The organism is Desulfolithobacter dissulfuricans, assembly GCF_025998535.1.
In the GTDB taxonomy this organism is placed as follows: Bacteria; Desulfobacterota; Desulfobulbia; order Desulfobulbales; family Desulfobulbaceae; genus Desulfolithobacter; species Desulfolithobacter dissulfuricans.
Genome location: NZ_AP024233.1, coordinates 1,650,999 through 1,667,868 on the forward strand (window position 1 = coordinate 1,650,999; position 16,870 = coordinate 1,667,868).

The window sequence follows — 16,870 nt, forward strand, 5'->3', positions numbered from 1 at the left end:
CACTTGTCCCCAACAAGTCAAAAGATATGACACGCACGGTTCTCACCATAGGCGGCTCCGATCCCACCGGCGGTGCCGGGATTCAGGCCGACATAAAAACCCTGACCATGCTCGGAGTGTACGGGGCTGCGGCAATCACCTGCGTCACGGTGCAGAATTCCCATGGCGTCACTGCTATCCAGCCCCTGGATCCGGAACTGGTGGCAGCGCAAATCAGGGCCGTACTCGACGACCACCACGTGCACCATGTGAAGATAGGCATGGTGGGATCCACCCCCATTGCCCGGGCCATAGGAGAGAGCCTCGCCGGTTTTGAGGGGAGGTTATCTATGATCCCGTCCTCAGCGCCACTACCGGTCAACCCCTCATGGAGGAATCCGGACTGGACTCGCTCAGGCGGGAACTGTTGCGCCGTACAACTATTCTGACCCCGAATCTTCCCGAACTGGCCAGATTGACCGGGGCCGACGGGCCACTCGATGTCCGGCGGGCGGTGGAAGAACTCCTCACCACCTCGAACTGCTTGCGGGCAGTGATCGTCAAGGGGGGCACCTCCTGGATCCGCAGCTTACCGACACACTTTTCCTACGAAATAACAATGAAATACAGAGCATATCTGTCGCACACCATAAGATTCTGACCACCAACACCCATGGCACCGGATGTACCTTTGCCTCGGCTCTTGCCGCGTATCTCTGTCGAGGGTTTTTCCTGGAACAGGCTTTCCGGAAAACGGTCGCCCTTCTCCAGCATCTGCTTGCCCGGAGCGCCGATAAAAACATTATTCGTCATCCAGGGGATGTGGCCCCATGCTACATTCCGTTGGCATGGTTTAGAAGGAATATTGTCAAATGCACTCGCCTCATCCCTGTCCCTGTTCTCGCTCTTTGGTAGCCGGTCTGGCGCTGTGCCTGTGGATCTCTCTCTTCCTGCCGGCCGGTCATGGTCTGGCCGGGGACAACCCGCCTCCCACGTCAAAACAGACACAAGCTGTTCAGGAGATGCAGGACAATATCCTGCCGACCCTGAAATCCATTCTGGAATTACGGGCTGATCTGCAAAAACAACTGAGAGAAAAGAAAAAACAGCTCAAGCGAAGCTCATCAGACAGCGAAAAGCTGCAGCTGCAGGCGGAAATAGCATTGCTGGAGCAACAGCTCAAGGAATCCGGGGATGATTTCACCCGAATCGCCACCGGCATCGATCCAAGGGATTTCCAGCCGAAGAAAAAAGAGGAAAAATTCGATTTGAAGCAGGAAATAACCTTCCTCCTCAAGCCTCTAATCAGCGAAATGAAGCAGATGACCGCCAGGGTCAGGCAGCAGGCCCAGCTCAATGTGGAGATTGAACAGTACTCCAAGTTACTGCCGGAAGCCGAGGAGGCTGTCCGGAACATTACAGAACTTCTCAAAAAAACCAAAGACAAGGCCCTGAAAAAACAGCTCGGGAAGGAACTGACAGCCTGGAAGAACCGACAAAAAGAGCTAGAAAACAAACAAAATATCGCCAGGATGCAGCTTGAGCAGTTGAGCCGGAGCAAGACGTCCGTGCGTGAAGATCTGCAGGAGTCCATCAAACATTTTTTCCGGACCAGGGGAGCGTACCTGTTTCTGGCCCTGGCCACTGTCACACTTGTCATCTGTACCTGTTGGCTGCTGCACAGATTCCTGGTCAGAATCCTGCCCGGCTATCGGCGGGAACATATCCCCCTGCGGCTCCGCATCCTGGATCTGGTCTTCAGGGCCATGACTTTCATCCTCGCCGTCACCGGCCTTTTCGGTGTCCTGTACGCAGCCCAGGACTGGGTTCTTCTGAGCGTGTCGATCATCTTCCTCATGGGGATCGGCTGGACCGCCCGGCAAACCATACCCAAAATCTGGAATCAGAGCCAGCTGATGCTCAACATCGGTTCTGTCCGGGAAGGTGAACGGCTCGTGATAGATGGAATTCCCTGGTTTGTTCGAAAAATCAATGTGTTTACCATTCTGGAAAATCCTGACCTCGGGGTGACGCTTCGCGTGCCCATCGGCAAGCTGCTCGACATGGAATCACGGCCTTTCAATCGCTGGGAACGGTGGTTCCCCTGTAAACGGGATGACTGGGTAATTCTTGCCGATGGAACCCGTGGCAAGGTGGTCAGCCAAAGCCATGAAGCCGTGGAACTGGTCCAGCGGGGCGGGGCGCGAAAGATCTATCGGACCGCTGATTTTCTCTCCCTGTCCCCCTGAATCTCTCAAGCAACTTCAGGCTCAAGGTACCCTTTGGCATCAGTTATGACCTGCAGGAACAGGCCACCGCACGGATCCCCGACACCCTGAGCCGATATATTTCGGACAGGATTGGCGAGGAAGGTTATGGTGACTATCTCAAAAACCTGAGGGTGGAGTTCATGGAAGCCGCTGACTCGTCACTGAACCTGGTGGTCATCGCTGATTTTGACGGCGAGATGGCTCCGCTCTACAACCGGCTGCGGAGAGCCTTGCAAAAATGGTGCGTCGAGGCCTGTACCAGGGAAGACTGGGAGATTCCCTTCCCGCAGCTGACTGTCCACAAGGTCTGAAACGAACAGCAGAAAACAAAAAAAGTGTCGAAAAAAAGGGTGTTGTCAGCCTAGTCTCAAGGGCAGGCCGGGTAGCGGCTATTCCATCATATGGATGCGCTCGCAGTCCGGACAGATCCAGGTGGGGCCGTTACTCATGCCCCATTTGTTTTCCTCGAAGCATTCCGGGCAGATCTGAAAACCACAGGTGCAGTTCCAGCAAAAGGGTTTTTCCTGCCGGCAACAGTGGCAGCGGAATTCTTTTTTCCGTCGCCGGCGGTTCCCGGCTCCGGTTGTCTTTTTTTTCTCGTCAGTCATCTTGTTGTGGAAGAAGTTCTCGGTCAAGCCAGTTGAGATACTCTGGACTGGCATCGATGATTTCCGTGGCAACGATCTCCGGCACCTCGTAGGAGTGCATGGACGTGATGGCCTCACACAGACGGGGAAAAAGATCGAGCCGCGATTTCATGGTGCAGACGATCTCATGGGCCGATTCCACCTTTCCCTGCCACCGGTAGACCGAGTGACAGTTGGGCACGATCTGGACACAGGCGGTGAGCCGGGCCGCCACAAGCTGTTCGGCCACTTTTTTCGCCTCTTCATACTTCTCAAAGGTCGTCACTACCTGAATATATTTATTCATGATCACGCCCCCGCACACTGGTTTTTTTTTATGTTATGGAATATTGTAATCATCCCGGAGTAACTTGCAACATGCGGATGAAATCTCCCCCTGCCCGGACGTACACCACGCGGTGAGCAGGGAACTCACTCCACAGGCTGAGGTTTTTCGTTTTTCACATCACTTGGTACCCGGTAGGCGACAAAATGCTCCTTGCAGTTGATGTGGGCAATTCCCACACGGTGAGCGGTGTTTTTGCGGGAGAACGGCTGATCTGCCAGTGGCGGCTCAAGTCGGATCAGGACCGGACCGCCGACGAACTGGCCATCCGCTACCATGCCCTCTTTCAGATGGCCGGCGTGGACCTGGGACAGATAGACGGCTTTGTGCTTGCCTCGGTGGTCCCCACCCTGGAGAGCAGCTGGCTCGGATTTGCCGAAAAATACCTTCGCCATCTCCACTCCGCCCCACTGTCTGTCAACCATAAAACCGATACCGGCATCACGGTCAGAACCAGGAATCCCGCTGAAGTGGGCGCCGATCGGATCGTTAACGCTGTGGCGGCCTGGGACCGTTTCCAGGACCGGCTCATCGTGATTGATTTCGGTACCGCCATCACCTTTGACTGTGTTTCCCACAGGCGGGAATACGTGGGCGGCACCATCCATCCTGGTATCGGCATTTCCCTGGACGCCCTGGCCGGCCGTACGGCCAAGCTGCCGCGGATCGATATCGACCGCAAACCTGACCAGGTCATCGGCGATACCACGGCCAGCGCCATCCGCTCCGGTATTCTCCATGGATTCGGCGGGTTGGTAGACCGTATGGTGGATCTGATCAGCGAGCAGCTGGGACCTGCCGGCGAGACCGTCCACACGGTGGCCACCGGCGGCATGGCCCACCTGATCGCGCCCTATGCCCGGACCATCAGCCAGGTCGACCCCCTGCTCACCCTCACCGGACTCCGGCTGATCCATGAACGTTACCAGGGCTGAGATGGAAAAAAAAGCAATCCCTGTCCTGCCCCCACCCCTGCGCCCCGGCGACACCATCGGCCTGTGCGCTCCGGCCGGACCAGTCCGTGAGCCAGGCCGTCTGCAGCGGGGTATCGCCCTGCTCCGGGAGGCGGGTTTCCGGATCAAAACCGTCCGCCCGGCTGATCAGTACGCGCCAGAGGAGATGTACCTGGCCGGACCGGATCGCGAACGGCTGGACGAACTGCACCGCCTCTGGGCTGACGAAGAGGTCAAAGCCGTCCTCGCCGTCCGGGGCGGATACGGCTGCCTGCGTCTGCTCCCCGGTCTTGACTTCAGCTTCATCCGCACCCGGCCCAAGTGGCTGATCGGCTTTTCCGATCTCACCGTCCTGCTCAACACACTTTTCAGGGAAGCCGGCCTCCTCACCCTCCACGGACCCACCGCCCACTCGCTCACCGGGCTTGACCGGGATTCCATCGAACGGTTTTTCGCCATCCTGGGTGGCAGCTTTCCCGCCATGGAGAGCCGGGACCTGGAGATCCTCAAACCGGGTCGGGGGCGGGGGGAACTTGTCGGCGGCAACCTGTCCACCCTGGTTCACCTGCTCGGCACCCCCTGGGAGGTGGATCTGCGCGGCCGCATCCTGATCCTGGAAGATACCGGCGAGCCGCCCTACCGGTTGGACCGGATGCTGACCCAGCTGGCCATGAGCCGTGGTTTCAGCGACCTGACCGGCCTGATCCTGGGTATTTTCGATCCTGGCCACGATGACCGTCTGGAGACCCTCCGGCTGCAGGAGATGGTATGGCAGCGAGTCCTGGAACTGTGCCATGATCTTGCGTTCCCGATCTGGGGCGGCCTGCCCTTTGGCCACCTGGATCGGAACCAGGCCTTCCCCATCGGCATGGAAACAGAGATGGACGATCTGGCCGGCAGGCTCCAATTCCATCCGGGCTCAGCCCGGCAGGCGGGATAGGACGATGATCGGACGCTGGCTGAAAACCATTGGCGCCACCCTGCCCCTGCTGCTGGTCTACTGGCTGATCCTGTGGCCGGGGTTGCTGGCCAGGGACCAGATGACCACCGGCCAGTTTCTCACCTATCTCATGATCTGGGTGATCCTTTTCATCGTCTCCCTCCCCCTGCTGCTCAGCGGTCTCATCCGCCGATTCTGGTTTTTCCCGGGCAACGGCGAGCCGGTGGCCCCGGAACTTCTCCAGTCGCTGCTGCTTTCGGTCAACGAGATGCACGCCGGTCCTGTCCGGGCCCGGAAAAAGAGAAAAACCATCGTTGTTTCCTGGCGATGCGAAAAGGGGTTGTGGTGTGAACGGATGGAACAACTGGGACTCAAACGACTCTTTGAGCTCAAACTCCGGTTCGATCCGGCCACCCGGACCGTGATCGTGAGCGGCCGTACCAGGTCGGTTGACCTGAGCCTGTGCCCGGTCAAGGTGAAACAGGGCTGGCTGAGCTTTCCCCGGCCCTTTTTCGGCATCCGCCTGGGAAGCGACTGGGGGTTTGCCATCTATCGCCAGACCCGTCCCGAAGACTACAGCTTTACCCCCGGCGAGCTCCTCAACCCCGTGGTCAACGAAATCCTCCGCAACGGCTGGAACATCCGCCTCTCCGTGCTCTGAATCTGCCGGGCACGGTGTCTCAACAAAAAAGAAAATTGGCAAATCGAGTAGGGTGAGGCAAGGTAATTAAGCTTGCCTCATCCCTCTCACAGAACCGTACGTACGGGCCTCGTATACGGCTCCTGTTTATTTTCCTTCATACTGAAACAGAAATTCCGGTCTGTACAGATGCGAAGTCAAAGAGACCCATTTCCCCATGCAGGTAGCTGTTGGGTAGGGCATAATGGCTCAGTGGACTTGCTGCGTTGGCCCAGGAGTTCATCTTGATACTTTTGAATTCTCCTTTATAGCCCAGCTGTCTCAGTCTGCGGTGTAGCCTGCACGGCTTTTTCCACAGCTTCAACTGAACAGCACGCAGCCGTCTTCTGATCCACCTCATCAGCCGAGAAAACTCACCCTTGCAGTTCGCTATTCGAAAGTAGTTGGCAAAACCCCTCAGCAACCGGTTGAGATCGGCTATCACCTTCTCAAGGTTCACCGGGGAGTTACGCCGGGTCATCGCCTTGACCTTCGCCTTGAAGGCCCTCACCTTGCCTCGCTGTATTCGGGTCATTACGGAGTGGATACAAACTCCGAGAAATTTGATTCCCTTAAGGCTGTGACTTATGTGGGTCTTCTCCTGATTGACGGTCAACAGCAATTCCTCTTCAAGATAGCGACGGGCCTGGTTCAGTGCATTTTCGGCTGCGCTCTTTGACTGGCACAGGATCAGGATGTCGTCCGCATAGCGGACGATGCGGTGGCCACGATTCTTCATAAACTGATCGAAGGAATCAAGGTATACGTTGGCAATCAACGGGCTGATAACTCCGCCCTGCGGACTGCCGACCTCGCTGGCCTGCCAACCATCTCCTGTCAGAACACCGCTTTTCAAAAACTTCTCCAGCAGACCAAGAATACTTCCATCGCTGACCCGGCGACGGAACGAGGCAAGGATCAGGTCATGGTTCAACGTGTCGAAACATTTCGACAGATCCATGTCCACTACCCATTTCCGCTCGTACGTCCGGATGAACATCGTGGCTTTGCTGATTGCCTGGTGACAACTCCGACCAGGACGGTAGCCGTAGCTCGACGGATGGAAATCGCGGTCAAATATTGGTTGAAGTATATCCAGCAGGGCCTGCTGTACCACACGGTCACGGACTGCAGGTATGCCGAGTAGCCGTTTCCCGCCGTTCGGCTTCGGGATCTCAACCCGTCGCACGGCCAGCGGTTGGTAGCTCTTGTTCTGCAGTTCCGTCAGGAGATGATCAATGTTGGCCGCTAATGATCCGGCAAAATTATCAATGGACTGGCCGTCTATACCGGCAGCTCCTTTCGAGGATTTCACCTTGTAAAATGCCTTGAACAGGTTCTCCCGGCTCAGCATTCGATCATATAGACTGTACCAGACTTCAACCATACTCCTGTCCTGCGTTTCCCTTCCTCTATTTCAACCTGGAGACTTCGGTTCTTCAATGGGCGCGACCGCTTTCTATCCTCATGGGCAATATACGATCAACACTCCCATCTACTCCGATGAACGGCCGAAATCGGCAGAGGACCTGTCACGGTATACCGCCGATAGCGTGCCCCGTCCCGTCGGACGGCTTGTGCTCAGCCTGCAGGTGTTCAAGCTTCCGGAAAACCTTCAAATAAACTTCATCCCTTCGCAACAGATATGGCTTTTGGCTCATAACTGCCCCCAACGAACCAGGCCGTTGGGTCACTCCGGTTTTATCCTCCACACTGTTACCAGGCTTCACAGGCCGGAATTTCATCACTACTACGGAATCATCTGCCACCTCACACCGCTTCGATCCGCCTTGGATTTCTCCTTGTGCTTCTCTTTTTCCGTTAAATGCGGAAACAGTGCAAGGCTTCCCCGGTTAAGGCGAACTCCCTGTGAGCGACCGCATCCTCAATCACGTATCAGGACTGACCAGGTATCGGGCTTCGCGCTATTTGGGACGCTTACCCTCCTGATACGCCGAATCAGGTTCGCTTGCGCTATGTGCCGCTCACCTCCTATCGCTTCCTTCAGACTCTGCCGTTACCAGCAACGCCCTTACGATTCGGCTTGTCTTCCCCCTGGTCAGGGTGACGCCTGCGTAACGCAGGCTGGGTTTGCCCGCCATGCCGGGCAAACTAAAAAAGACCCGGCCACCAAAGTGACCGGGTCTTTTATCTTCTTTCTTTTTTTTGAGGGTCAGGCTTCGACCTCTTTCTCCAGCAGCCGGGCCAGCCCGGCCTGGGCGAACTCGATATCAGGATCCATGGACAGGGCAATCTGGTAGTTGTGGATGGCCTCGTCGTGCCGGCCGAGCCGCTCCAGGTTGATGGCCAGATTGGCATAGTCGATGGCCGACACCGGGTTGAGCTCGACGGCCCGGGAAAAATGAAAGGCCGCCTGCTCATGGTTATCCTGTTTGAAGTGACAGACACCGAGGATGTTATGGATATCGGGCCGTTCATCATCGAGCCGGCGACCAAGCTCCAGGACCTCCACCGCCTCGCTCCACCGGCCGAGATCCCGCAGGCAGCATCCCTTGTAGGAGTAGATATAGGGCAGGTCTTCCTCTTCAGGATTGCGCTCAAGAGCCCGGTCAAAACAGCCCAGAGCCTCTTCCACCATTCCCTGATCGTAGAGATTGCGACCGCGATAGAACTCGAGATAATAGGCCTCGGGCAGCATCTGCTGCATGGCTGAAAGTTTCTCTTCCAGGGCCGCGGGTTCAAGCAGCTCGGCTGCCAGCTTGGCGGCAAAAAGCGCCGCATCACCACCGGCGGCCCGCTCCCGGAAATGGGCCCCGGGAACAATCGTGTAGATGGCCGGGATCTGCAATTTATCGTGGATGGTGTTGACCACCAGAACCTCCATGCCGATCCGTTCCAGGGCCCGCAGCGAGTTGTCGATTTCCTGGCGCATATCCGGCGCACTGATATCAACCATCTCATCGAGACGAATCATTCTCTCCGGCCGAACCACATAGTCCACCTCGTCCAGGCTCAGGGGCTTGGGCAGACCGGAGGCCACATAGTTGGCCTCGGTGTTGAAGTCGCCGGCCAGCTGGGCCACCTCGGTCAGGGCCCGAATCAGCGCCTTGGTCGGATCGGGCGTGGTGCCGGCGGTGTAGACGATCTCGCTTTTCTCCGGGAAGGTGGAGGGATCCCAGGCCAGGGCCGCAACCGTTGGCATGCCGGTATCCAGGGAGAAATCGTTCAAGTAAAGCTCGATGCCGCACCGCTGGAACCGCTCGATCAGCCGCCGGGCCACCGGATCGGTGACCGATTCGGGATCGATCCCCGGGGTCCGGATCCTCTCCCTGGTCACCACGGCACAGACGTGACGTTCCACGATCTCGGAGATGCCCTGGAGAATCGCCTCCTCATAGGTATTGCCCGCCGAAGGGCCATTGAACTCGTTGATGGCATAGAACCAGGAAAAAGGTACCAGGACCTCGGTCTCCCGGGTCAGGGAGGTGGCCCAGGTCCAGCGCATGGGCAAACCTTCCAGAAGCTGCTCGAGCAGCCCGGAATCATTCTTGGTGTCATGTACCGATCGGAGCAGGACATCCACGTCGAGAACCGGATAGCCGGCCTCGCGCATGGCCCGGTAGTCACCGACGACGAAGTTGTCGGGATTTTTCAGAAAGCTGAAAAAACTGAACCGCTCGCCAAGCTCCATGCAGGCACTGGCCCGGGACTGCTCCGGGGTTGAGCCCTTGCCCATCTGTTTCTTCGTGCCGATGGTCTTGAGGGCGTCCTCGCCGCAGACACTGAAATAAACGGGGATATCAAGCCGCCCGGTATCGATGCGCCGGACCTCTTTGAGGATATCAAGGCCGGTGGCCTTGAGCCGCTCGTGGAAGCGGGCAACGGTTTCTTCCGGCGTACAGGCCTTGTCCTGGTCATAGGTATACACCTTCTGACAACTTGAGATGCGTATTGGTTGTTTTCTCATGGGAAGTATTGGTTTTTAGTTAATGAAAAAAGGCTGGGATGCAGGTCCCGACATCCCACATTGTGGTTTATTTGCTCCGGCTATACTGAGCATAAAATGACAATTCATGCAAGAGAGATATGCAGGAAAATAACATTTTTTATTTTTATTTTTACCTGAATCACTGAAACTGGAATTTCCTCTGTCTTCGATACCAGGAAGAGACCCATTGATCAGAGTACACTCTATCTTTATTCCTCCTGATTTCCGGCTGTGAACAGGTCAGCCCAGGCGATGGACTTGATATAGAGGTGCATTATCTCATCCGGATCCACCCCGATATCGGCCAGGAGTTTACGACTCCGGTCCCAGTCCCCCTGTTCCTGGGCGATCACCGCTTCGAGCAGAGGGCGCATGGGCCCGCGCCGGTGAACCAGGGCCTCCTTGATCTCGGCCGTCACGGGCAACTGCTCCATGATGTTTTTCATCTCGGCATCCAGCATGGCATCCAGGAGAGAAAAAAGACCCAGGAGAAAATAATTGCTCTTGTCGCCGGCCATCCGACCGCGCTCTGCCAGCAGCTCGCAGAGCCGGGCCCGGATAACCGAGACCCGCAGCAGCTCTTCGGGTTTATCCCCGGCCATGAAACTGGTAGCCACCAAGGAAACGAACTGCCGCACTCCCTTTTCGCCCAGATAGACCAGGGCATGCCGTATGGAGGTTACCTCGCTGACCAGGGAATAATAGGCCGAATTGATATAACGGAGCAACTTGTAGGAGAGCGATGCATCGGAGCCAACCAGTTTTTCGATCCGGCCTATGGAAAAATCCGGCTTGTTCACCTCGATGAGCAGGTTGAAGAGATTGATCTTGGTGGAGCCCACCTCCCGGCGCTTGAGGACTTCGGGCCGGCGGAAGAAATACCCCTGAAAATAGCTGAACCCCAGTCGGACCGCCTGGTCAAACTCCTGGTAGGTTTCTATCTTCTCCGCCAGCAGGCGGATACCGCGGCCCCGCAGGGAGCGGCAGATATCCTCCACCCCGTCCAGGGGCGTCTGCATGATATCCACCTTGATGATGTCGGCCAGGTCGATGAGCGGCTCCATGCCGGGGGAAAAGACAAAGTCATCCAGGGCCAGCATGTACCCCTGCTCCCTGAGCCGCAGACAGGCGTCGATGATCTCCGGACTTGGCGGTACATGCTCAAGTATTTCCACCACGATCATGTCCGGGGGAAAAAAGGTCGGGAGATTCTCCAGGAGCAGTTTTTCCGTGAAATTGATAAAGGCGCGTCCGGTACCGACCAGGGTCTGCATGCCGATGGAGAGGAGGCTGTTGGCCGCCACCCTGGTGGTGGCCAGGTCCCCATCGGTTTCCTGGTAGACATTCTGCCCGGCGGTGCGGTAGAGGAGCTCGTAACCGAAGACCCGCTTGTTCCGGTCAAAGATGGGCTGCCGGGCCACGTAAACATCCATGCTCACGGGAGTCCCTCCTGTTCATGAACAAAGGATTCAAGGATATCGGCGACCCGCTCAGGCCAGTCCCCGCCATGGCCCTTGAGGTAAACTGTCCGTTCCTGCTCGTCGGGACCGCGCACGAGGGTGATCTCCAGCCGCTCCTCCGGCACCAGGCTGCCGAGCCGTTCCGGCCATTCCACCACGGTCACGCCGGAGGTGGTCAGATACTCGTCCAGGCCGGCGGCCAGGATATCATCCTCGCCCATGAGCCGGTAGCAGTCCATGTGGTAAAGTGGCAACCGGCCGTGATATTCATGGAGCAGGGCAAACGAGGGGCTGGACACATACTGTTCGCCAGGCACTTCCAGCCCCTGGCTATGGCCTGGGTCAGGGTGGTCTTCCCCCGCCCAGGTCGGCGGAGAGCAGGATCAGGTCACCGGGCCGGGACCGGGTTCCCAACAGATGGCCAAACCTCTCTGTATCGGCCAGCGATCGGAGGTGAAGAATCATGTTATTTTCTGAACTACCCATCGCACTGTTTCTGAAACTGACTGTCCGCGGCCGGGACCGGGATGGTGAATACCACCAGCGTGCCCTGCCCCCGGGCCGACTTGATCCGCACCTCGCCGCCGAGCATGTTGGCCCGCTCGGTCATGGCGGTCAGGCCGATTCCCCGTTCGGAAGCACACTGCTGCTCGATTTCCTCCAGGTCAAACCCTTCCCCGTCGTCCTGGAGACGGATAACGAGCTGTTCCTCGCCAAGCAGAAACTCGATGTCCATATTCCGGGCATTGGAGTGGCGGCCCACGTTGTTGAGCGTTTCCTGGATCAACCGGTAGATCAACCGCTGGGCATCGTGGCCGAACAGGTGTCCCAGCGGACAGGGCTGAAAGGCGCAGCGGATACCGTAGATCTTGCTGAAGTTGAGGACCAGATTCTCGATGGCCGCATCCAGACCGAGGTCATCGATGATCACCGGGCTCAAGTTCTTTGACAGCCGGCGGACGTTCTCGATGATCTCATCGAGCACGCCGCGGAGCTGCTCCAGGTTTCTGTTGATCTCGACCATCGATATCTCACTGGAATCATGCAGCTTGTTCTGCAGCACCTTTATCTGCAGCTTGACCGCAGCCAGCGACTGACCCAGTTCATCGTGGAGTTCCATGGAGATCCGTTTGCGTTCACTCTCCTGGGCCTTGATCAGGGCCGAGGAGAGAAAACGGAGCCGCTCCTCGGAATTGCGCAGCTGTTCATTGGCTTCCTGCAGGAGTTCGTTGTTGCGCCGGAGCTTCTCGGCCAGCAACCGGTTTTCCCTCGTCAGCACCCAGGTCTGTACCGCCTGGTCGAGGATCAATCCCAGCTGGACTATATCCCAGGGCTTGAGCACATACTGATAGATATGGCCCTTGTTGATGGCATCAATGATATCGGAGACATCCACATAGCCGGTAACGATGATACGCACGGTCTCCGGGCTTTTCTCATAGACCCGGCAGAGAAAATCCACCCCGCTCATCCCGTCCATTTTCTGGTCAGAGAGGACAATGGCGATGTCCTTTTCCCGCTGAAAGATCTCCAGGCCCTCCTCGCCGGAAGCCGCGGTCAGGATATCGTACTGGTCACTGAAACTGACGACAAAGCTTGTGGTGTTGATAGGATCGTCGTCAACAAAGAGTACCTTGATCTGTCGATCCTGGATGGAGCCTGGAATGTGTCCTGATATCATCTGCAGTGTCCCTTACTCGATCCACCAGGTCATGAGCAGCTGGTAGGGGTTATAGTACAGGGGCAGGGTTTCGGGCTGGTGGAATCGGGCAGAATACGCCAGTCGGTGGCTGGCGAGATACCAGTTGGGCACCACGTAGTACCCGTACCAGAGAACCCGGTCCAGGGCCCTGCAGGCAGCGGTGAGCTCCTCCCTGGTCCAGGCGTAGACAATCTCATCCACCAGAGCGTCCACCACAGGCGAGCGCACCCCGGCCAGATTCCTTGATCCCTTGCGCGTAGCCGAGGTGGAATACCAGTAGTCGCGCTGTTCATTGCCCGGCGACTGGGACTGGCCAAAGACGTTGACGACCATGTCAAAATCGAAATTCTTTATCCGGTCCGTGTAGAGAGCCGGGTCAATGGTCCGGTAGGTGGCCTTTATACCGAGTTTATGGAGATTTTTCACATACGGGGCCATGACCCGTTCAAAGGAGGGGCTGATGAGAAGGATTTCGAACTGAAACGGTTGACCGGCCCGGTTCTGCAGCAGGCCGTCCTTGACCCGCCAGCCGGCCTGCATGAGCAGCCTGCGGGCCTGGCGCAGGTTGCCGCGCAGACTGTTTGGCGGACTGGTGGAAGGCGGCGTGAGCGGAGTGGTGAACACCTCCGGCGGCAACTGGTCGCGATACGGTTCCAGCAACTTGAGTTCCCGGCCCCGGGGCAGACCGGTGGCCGCCAGATCCGAGTTGGAAAAATAGGAGTTGCTGCGGGTGTACTGGTTGAAGAACAGGGTCCGATTGGTCCATTCAAAGTCAAAGGCCAGGCCGAGGGCCTGGCGGACCAGCGGATCCTGGAACAAGGGCCGGCGGGTGTTGAAGACAAAACCCTGCATGCCGGCATTGTTCTTGTGCGGAAACCGCTTCTTGACCAACTCGCCGTTGTCGAAACGTCGTCCCTTGAGATCCCGCACCCACTGTTTGGCGATGTTGACCACCATGAAATCGAATTCGCCGGCCTTGAAGGCCTCCACCGAGACGATCTGATCCTTGAAATACTTGATGGTGATGGTGTCGAAATTGAACATGCCACGTCGTACGGGATGGTCTGCGGCCCAGTAGTCTGGGTTTCTCTTGTAGGTGATCGATTTGCCCGGCTTCACCGCCGCCACCACATAGGGCCCCGAGCCAAGTGGCGGGGTTCGCATGTCGTCCAGGGAGTCAAAGGGATGGCGGGTGTAGTAGGCTTTACTCAGGACCGGCAGCTGGGCGACGATCATGTGCAGCTCCCGGTTGGGCCGGGAAAAGAGAAACTGGATCCGGCGATCGTCGAGGATCCTGGCCTCGGCGATGTCCTGGAGATAGATCTGGTAGAAGGGGTGCGCCTTGTCACTTTTGAGGATATCAAAGGAAAATTTCACATCCTCCGGGGTCACCGGCGTGCCGTCGGAAAAACGGGCCCGGGAATCGATGGTGAAGGTCACCGAGGTCCGGTCACTGGCCAGGTCGATATCACTGGCCACCAGGCCGTATTCGGCAAACGGCTCATCAAGGCTGGCCACGGCCAGGGTCTCGAAGACAAACATCTCCAGGCCAAAGGGCGCGCTGCCCTTGAGGGTAAAGGGGTTCATCTTGTCAAAGCTGCCAAGATCATGCAGGACCAGGCTACCCCCCTTGCGGGCCTTGTCCGAGGTGTAGTCAAACCGGGTGAAATCAGCGGGATATTTCAACTTGCCGTCAATACTGATCCCGTGAGCCGCCAGGGCCTGGAGCGGAGCGAAAAGACAGAAAAACAAGATAAAGATCCACTGAAAAACTGGCATGAAATCTTATGGTCCGGGAAAAAGTTACAGGGTGAGCATATCCTTCGTATTATACACCCGATTCAACCCCGGTCAACAACGGTGGAGAAGGGAAAAGAAATTCCCTGGAAATAATTGACCAATTTCCAGCACAGGTGTAAAAAGGAGAATTCATTTTTCATTTTCGCGTACCGCGCTGAAGGAGGTGTCCGCCGCCCCTCAGCTTCCTGCAGATCATCCCATGGAGGACAGGAATGGGACAGACGATAACCCAGAAAATATTTGAAGCCCACCTTCGAGATACCCCGACCCCGGGCAACATGGTGCTGGATCTGGATGTGGTCATGTGCCACGAGATCACCACCCCCATCGCCATCATGGATCTCATGGACAAGGGCATGGACCGGGTCTTTGATCCGGACAAGATCAAGGCCGTCATCGACCATGTCACCCCGCCCAAGGATTCCAAGACCGCGACCCAGTCCAAGATCATGCGTGAATGGGCCCGGCGGCACGGCATCAAAGATTTCTTTGATATCGGCCGTAACGGGGTCTGCCACGCCCTGTTCCCTGAAAAAGGTTTCATCCGGCCCGGCTACACGGTCATCATGGGCGACTCCCACACCTGCACCCATGGTGCCTTCGGGGCCTTTGCCGCCGGAGTGGGGACCACGGATCTGGAAGTGGGCATCCTCAAGGGGGTCTGCGCCTTCCGCGCTCCCAAGTCCATGAAGATCGAGATCACCGGAACCCTGCCCGAAGGGGTCTATGCCAAGGACATCATCCTGCGGCTCATCAAGGAGCTGACCGTCAACGGTGCCACGGATCATGTCATGGAGTTCCGCGGCCCGGTGGTGGAGCAGATGGACATGTCCTCGCGGATGACGCTTTGCAACATGGCGGTGGAGGCCGGGGCCACCTCTGGTCTCTGCCTGCCCGACGAGACCACGGCCCGCTACCTGTGGGAGTTCATAAAGGATGACTATGAATCCCTGGAGGCGGCGGTGGAGGATTTCAAAAAATGGCATTCAGATCCCGATGCCGACTATGCAGCCTCGCTGACCCTGGATGTCTCTGACCTGGAGCCCCAGGTGACTTTTGGCTTCAAGCCTGACCAGGTCCGCGATATCGGCGAGATGGCCGGCACCCGGGTGGACCAGATCTACATCGGGTCCTGTACCAATGGCCGTATCGAGGATATCCGGGCCGCAGCCTCCATCCTGAAAGGCAGAACCATTGCCGATACGGTGCGGGGCATCCTGACCCCGGCCACCCCGGCCATCTATTCCCAGGCCCTGGACGAGGGGCTGATCAAGATTTTCATGGACGCCGGCTTCTGCGTCCTCAACCCCACCTGCGGCGCCTGCCTCGGCATGAGCAGCGGCGTGCTGGCCGAAGGGGAGGTCTGCGCCTCGACCACCAACCGTAATTTCAATGGCCGCATGGGCAAGGGCGGTATGGTGCACCTGATGAGTCCGCTCAGTGCGGCGGCGGCCGCGATTACCGGCGAGATCACCGATCCGCGGCAGTTTCTGTAAGATTTCCGTAATACGTGAGTGGCTACTTTCTGTACTGATTGCCGGCATTGACCTGCAACTCCGGCAGAGCCAACCCTGGAGAGAAAAAATGAAAGAATTCGGTGGACCGGCATTCTTTATCGATAGAAACGACATCAATACCGATGAGATTATTCCGGCGAAATACCTGACAGAGATTTCCAAACAGGCGCTGAAACCACACCTGCTCGAAGACCTGCACCTGGAAGGCCAGAACTTTGATCCGGCCAGCGAGGAACTGCAGAAGGCCCGGGTCCTGGTGACCCGTTCCAACTTCGGCTGCGGCTCGTCCCGGGAACACGCGGTCTGGGCCCTGGAGGTCAATGACATCAACGTGGTGATCGGCGAGAGTTTTGCCCGCATCTTCCGCCAGAACATGTTCAACTGCGGCATCCTGGCCGTGGAGCTCGACCCGGCGGACCTGGACAGGCTCTTTGCCCTGCCCGGCGAGGTCTTCATCCGGGTGGACCTGGAGCGTGAGGAACTCACCGCCACCGCCGGTGACGAGTCGGTGACCTGCTCCTTTGGCCTCAACCCCTTTGACAAGAAGCTGGTGGCCGCCGGCGGCTGGCTCGCCTACGCGGACCAGAACTATTAGGCCCTTCGGCCACGTCTGTTTACGACCCCAAAAAAAAGGCCGCCAGGCACGGGA

At 57.5% G+C, this 16,870-nt stretch carries 15 protein-coding genes and 1 pseudogene; 9 read left to right on the forward strand and 7 right to left on the reverse strand.

What is annotated here, in order from left to right; genetic code table 11:
- Nucleotides 1-26: 26 nt before the first annotated feature.
- The 4 genes and pseudogenes from thiD to GF1_RS07290 all read left to right on the forward strand — a co-directional run bounded on the left by thiD (nucleotide 27) and on the right by GF1_RS07290 (nucleotide 2,560).
- Nucleotides 27-428: a bifunctional hydroxymethylpyrimidine kinase/phosphomethylpyrimidine kinase gene (thiD, locus tag GF1_RS07280; protein ID WP_267928965.1), complete on the forward strand. Its 402-nt coding sequence runs from the start codon at nucleotides 27-29 to the stop codon at nucleotides 426-428.
- Nucleotides 368-894 (forward strand): annotated as a pseudogene (locus GF1_RS16420) (bifunctional hydroxymethylpyrimidine kinase/phosphomethylpyrimidine kinase). Before thiD ends, GF1_RS16420 begins: the two are co-directional and overlap by 61 nt.
- 107 nt (nucleotides 895-1,001) lie before the next feature.
- Nucleotides 1,002-2,228: an AAA family ATPase gene (locus GF1_RS07285; protein ID WP_267928966.1), complete on the forward strand. Its 1,227-nt coding sequence runs from the start codon at nucleotides 1,002-1,004 to the stop codon at nucleotides 2,226-2,228.
- Nucleotides 2,229-2,389: 161 nt separating this feature from the next.
- Entirely contained in the window at nucleotides 2,390-2,560 is a 171-nt protein-coding gene (locus tag GF1_RS07290) for a hypothetical protein (RefSeq protein WP_267928967.1), read from the forward strand.
- A gap of 289 nt (nucleotides 2,561-2,849) precedes the next feature.
- On the opposite strand, the gene cutA is transcribed toward GF1_RS07290, so the two are convergent.
- Nucleotides 2,850-3,182 carry a divalent-cation tolerance protein CutA gene (cutA, locus tag GF1_RS07300; protein WP_267928969.1) on the reverse strand — a complete coding sequence of 111 codons (333 nt, stop codon included), beginning with the start codon at nucleotides 3,180-3,182 and terminating at the stop codon, nucleotides 2,850-2,852.
- A gap of 185 nt (nucleotides 3,183-3,367) precedes the next feature.
- Here cutA and GF1_RS07305 point away from each other — a divergent pair, with 185 nt between their 5' ends.
- Genes GF1_RS07305 through GF1_RS07315 form a run of 3 tightly spaced genes read left to right on the forward strand, consistent with a single transcriptional unit; the run spans nucleotide 3,368 to nucleotide 5,775 of the window.
- Nucleotides 3,368-4,156, forward strand: a complete 789-nt coding sequence (locus tag GF1_RS07305) for a type III pantothenate kinase (RefSeq protein WP_267928970.1) — start codon at nucleotides 3,368-3,370, stop codon at nucleotides 4,154-4,156.
- Between the two features lies 1 nt (nucleotide 4,157).
- Nucleotides 4,158-5,114 carry a S66 peptidase family protein gene (locus GF1_RS07310; RefSeq protein WP_267928971.1) on the forward strand — a complete coding sequence of 319 codons (957 nt, stop codon included), beginning with the start codon at nucleotides 4,158-4,160 and terminating at the stop codon, nucleotides 5,112-5,114.
- A 4-nt stretch (nucleotides 5,115-5,118) separates the two neighbouring features.
- The gene (locus GF1_RS07315; RefSeq protein WP_267928972.1) at nucleotides 5,119-5,775 is read left to right on the forward strand and encodes a hypothetical protein; all 657 of its coding nucleotides are present in this window, start codon (nucleotides 5,119-5,121) and stop codon (nucleotides 5,773-5,775) included.
- Nucleotides 5,776-5,911: 136 nt separating this feature from the next.
- On the opposite strand, the gene ltrA is transcribed toward GF1_RS07315, so the two are convergent.
- From ltrA to GF1_RS07345, 6 genes are all read right to left on the reverse strand, one after another.
- Complete coding sequence (ltrA, locus tag GF1_RS07320) at nucleotides 5,912-7,180, reverse strand: group II intron reverse transcriptase/maturase (RefSeq protein ID WP_267928973.1); 1,269 nt, start codon at nucleotides 7,178-7,180, stop codon at nucleotides 5,912-5,914.
- A 786-nt stretch (nucleotides 7,181-7,966) separates the two neighbouring features.
- The gene (locus tag GF1_RS07325) at nucleotides 7,967-9,721 is read right to left on the reverse strand and encodes a YcaO-like family protein (RefSeq protein ID WP_267928974.1); all 1,755 of its coding nucleotides are present in this window, start codon (nucleotides 9,719-9,721) and stop codon (nucleotides 7,967-7,969) included.
- A gap of 230 nt (nucleotides 9,722-9,951) precedes the next feature.
- Nucleotides 9,952-11,175, reverse strand: coding sequence for an EAL and HDOD domain-containing protein (locus GF1_RS07330; RefSeq protein WP_267929119.1), 1,224 nt, complete (start codon nucleotides 11,173-11,175; stop codon nucleotides 9,952-9,954).
- 2 nt (nucleotides 11,176-11,177) lie between these two features.
- Nucleotides 11,178-11,519: a tRNA (adenosine(37)-N6)-threonylcarbamoyltransferase complex ATPase subunit type 1 TsaE gene (tsaE, locus tag GF1_RS07335; protein WP_267928975.1), complete on the reverse strand. Its 342-nt coding sequence runs from the start codon at nucleotides 11,517-11,519 to the stop codon at nucleotides 11,178-11,180.
- A 161-nt stretch (nucleotides 11,520-11,680) separates the two neighbouring features.
- Nucleotides 11,681-12,883, reverse strand: a complete 1,203-nt coding sequence (locus tag GF1_RS07340; RefSeq protein ID WP_267928976.1) for a response regulator — start codon at nucleotides 12,881-12,883, stop codon at nucleotides 11,681-11,683.
- A gap of 12 nt (nucleotides 12,884-12,895) precedes the next feature.
- Entirely contained in the window at nucleotides 12,896-14,683 is a 1,788-nt protein-coding gene (locus tag GF1_RS07345) for an extracellular solute-binding protein (protein ID WP_267928977.1), read from the reverse strand.
- Nucleotides 14,684-14,916: 233 nt separating this feature from the next.
- On the opposite strand from GF1_RS07345, the gene GF1_RS07350 reads away from it, so the two are divergent.
- Nucleotides 14,917-16,200: a 3-isopropylmalate dehydratase large subunit gene (locus GF1_RS07350; RefSeq protein ID WP_267928978.1), complete on the forward strand. Its 1,284-nt coding sequence runs from the start codon at nucleotides 14,917-14,919 to the stop codon at nucleotides 16,198-16,200.
- Between the two features lie 88 nt (nucleotides 16,201-16,288).
- Nucleotides 16,289-16,816, forward strand: coding sequence for a 3-isopropylmalate dehydratase small subunit (locus tag GF1_RS07355; protein ID WP_267928979.1), 528 nt, complete (start codon nucleotides 16,289-16,291; stop codon nucleotides 16,814-16,816).
- The last annotated feature ends 54 nt before the right edge of the window (nucleotides 16,817-16,870 follow it).

Coding starts and splice junctions, on each gene's coding strand:
- cutA (WP_267928969.1), bottom strand. CDS start 3,182: ATGAATAAATATATTCAGGTAGTGACGACCTTTGAGAAGTATGAAGAG.
- GF1_RS07330 (WP_267929119.1), bottom strand. CDS start 11,175: ATGGATGTTTACGTGGCCCGGCAGCCCATCTTTGACCGGAACAAGCGG.
- GF1_RS07310 (WP_267928971.1), top strand. CDS start 4,158: ATGGAAAAAAAAGCAATCCCTGTCCTGCCCCCACCCCTGCGCCCCGGC.
- thiD (WP_267928965.1), top strand. CDS start 27: ATGACACGCACGGTTCTCACCATAGGCGGCTCCGATCCCACCGGCGGT.
- GF1_RS07350 (WP_267928978.1), top strand. CDS start 14,917: ATGGGACAGACGATAACCCAGAAAATATTTGAAGCCCACCTTCGAGAT.
- GF1_RS07340 (WP_267928976.1), bottom strand. CDS start 12,883: ATGATATCAGGACACATTCCAGGCTCCATCCAGGATCGACAGATCAAG.
- GF1_RS07285 (WP_267928966.1), top strand. CDS start 1,002: ATGCAGGACAATATCCTGCCGACCCTGAAATCCATTCTGGAATTACGG.
- GF1_RS07315 (WP_267928972.1), top strand. CDS start 5,119: ATGATCGGACGCTGGCTGAAAACCATTGGCGCCACCCTGCCCCTGCTG.
- GF1_RS07290 (WP_267928967.1), top strand. CDS start 2,390: ATGGAAGCCGCTGACTCGTCACTGAACCTGGTGGTCATCGCTGATTTT.
- GF1_RS07355 (WP_267928979.1), top strand. CDS start 16,289: ATGAAAGAATTCGGTGGACCGGCATTCTTTATCGATAGAAACGACATC.
- ltrA (WP_267928973.1), bottom strand. CDS start 7,180: ATGGTTGAAGTCTGGTACAGTCTATATGATCGAATGCTGAGCCGGGAG.
- GF1_RS07305 (WP_267928970.1), top strand. CDS start 3,368: ATGCTCCTTGCAGTTGATGTGGGCAATTCCCACACGGTGAGCGGTGTT.
- GF1_RS07345 (WP_267928977.1), bottom strand. CDS start 14,683: ATGCCAGTTTTTCAGTGGATCTTTATCTTGTTTTTCTGTCTTTTCGCT.
- GF1_RS07325 (WP_267928974.1), bottom strand. CDS start 9,721: ATGAGAAAACAACCAATACGCATCTCAAGTTGTCAGAAGGTGTATACC.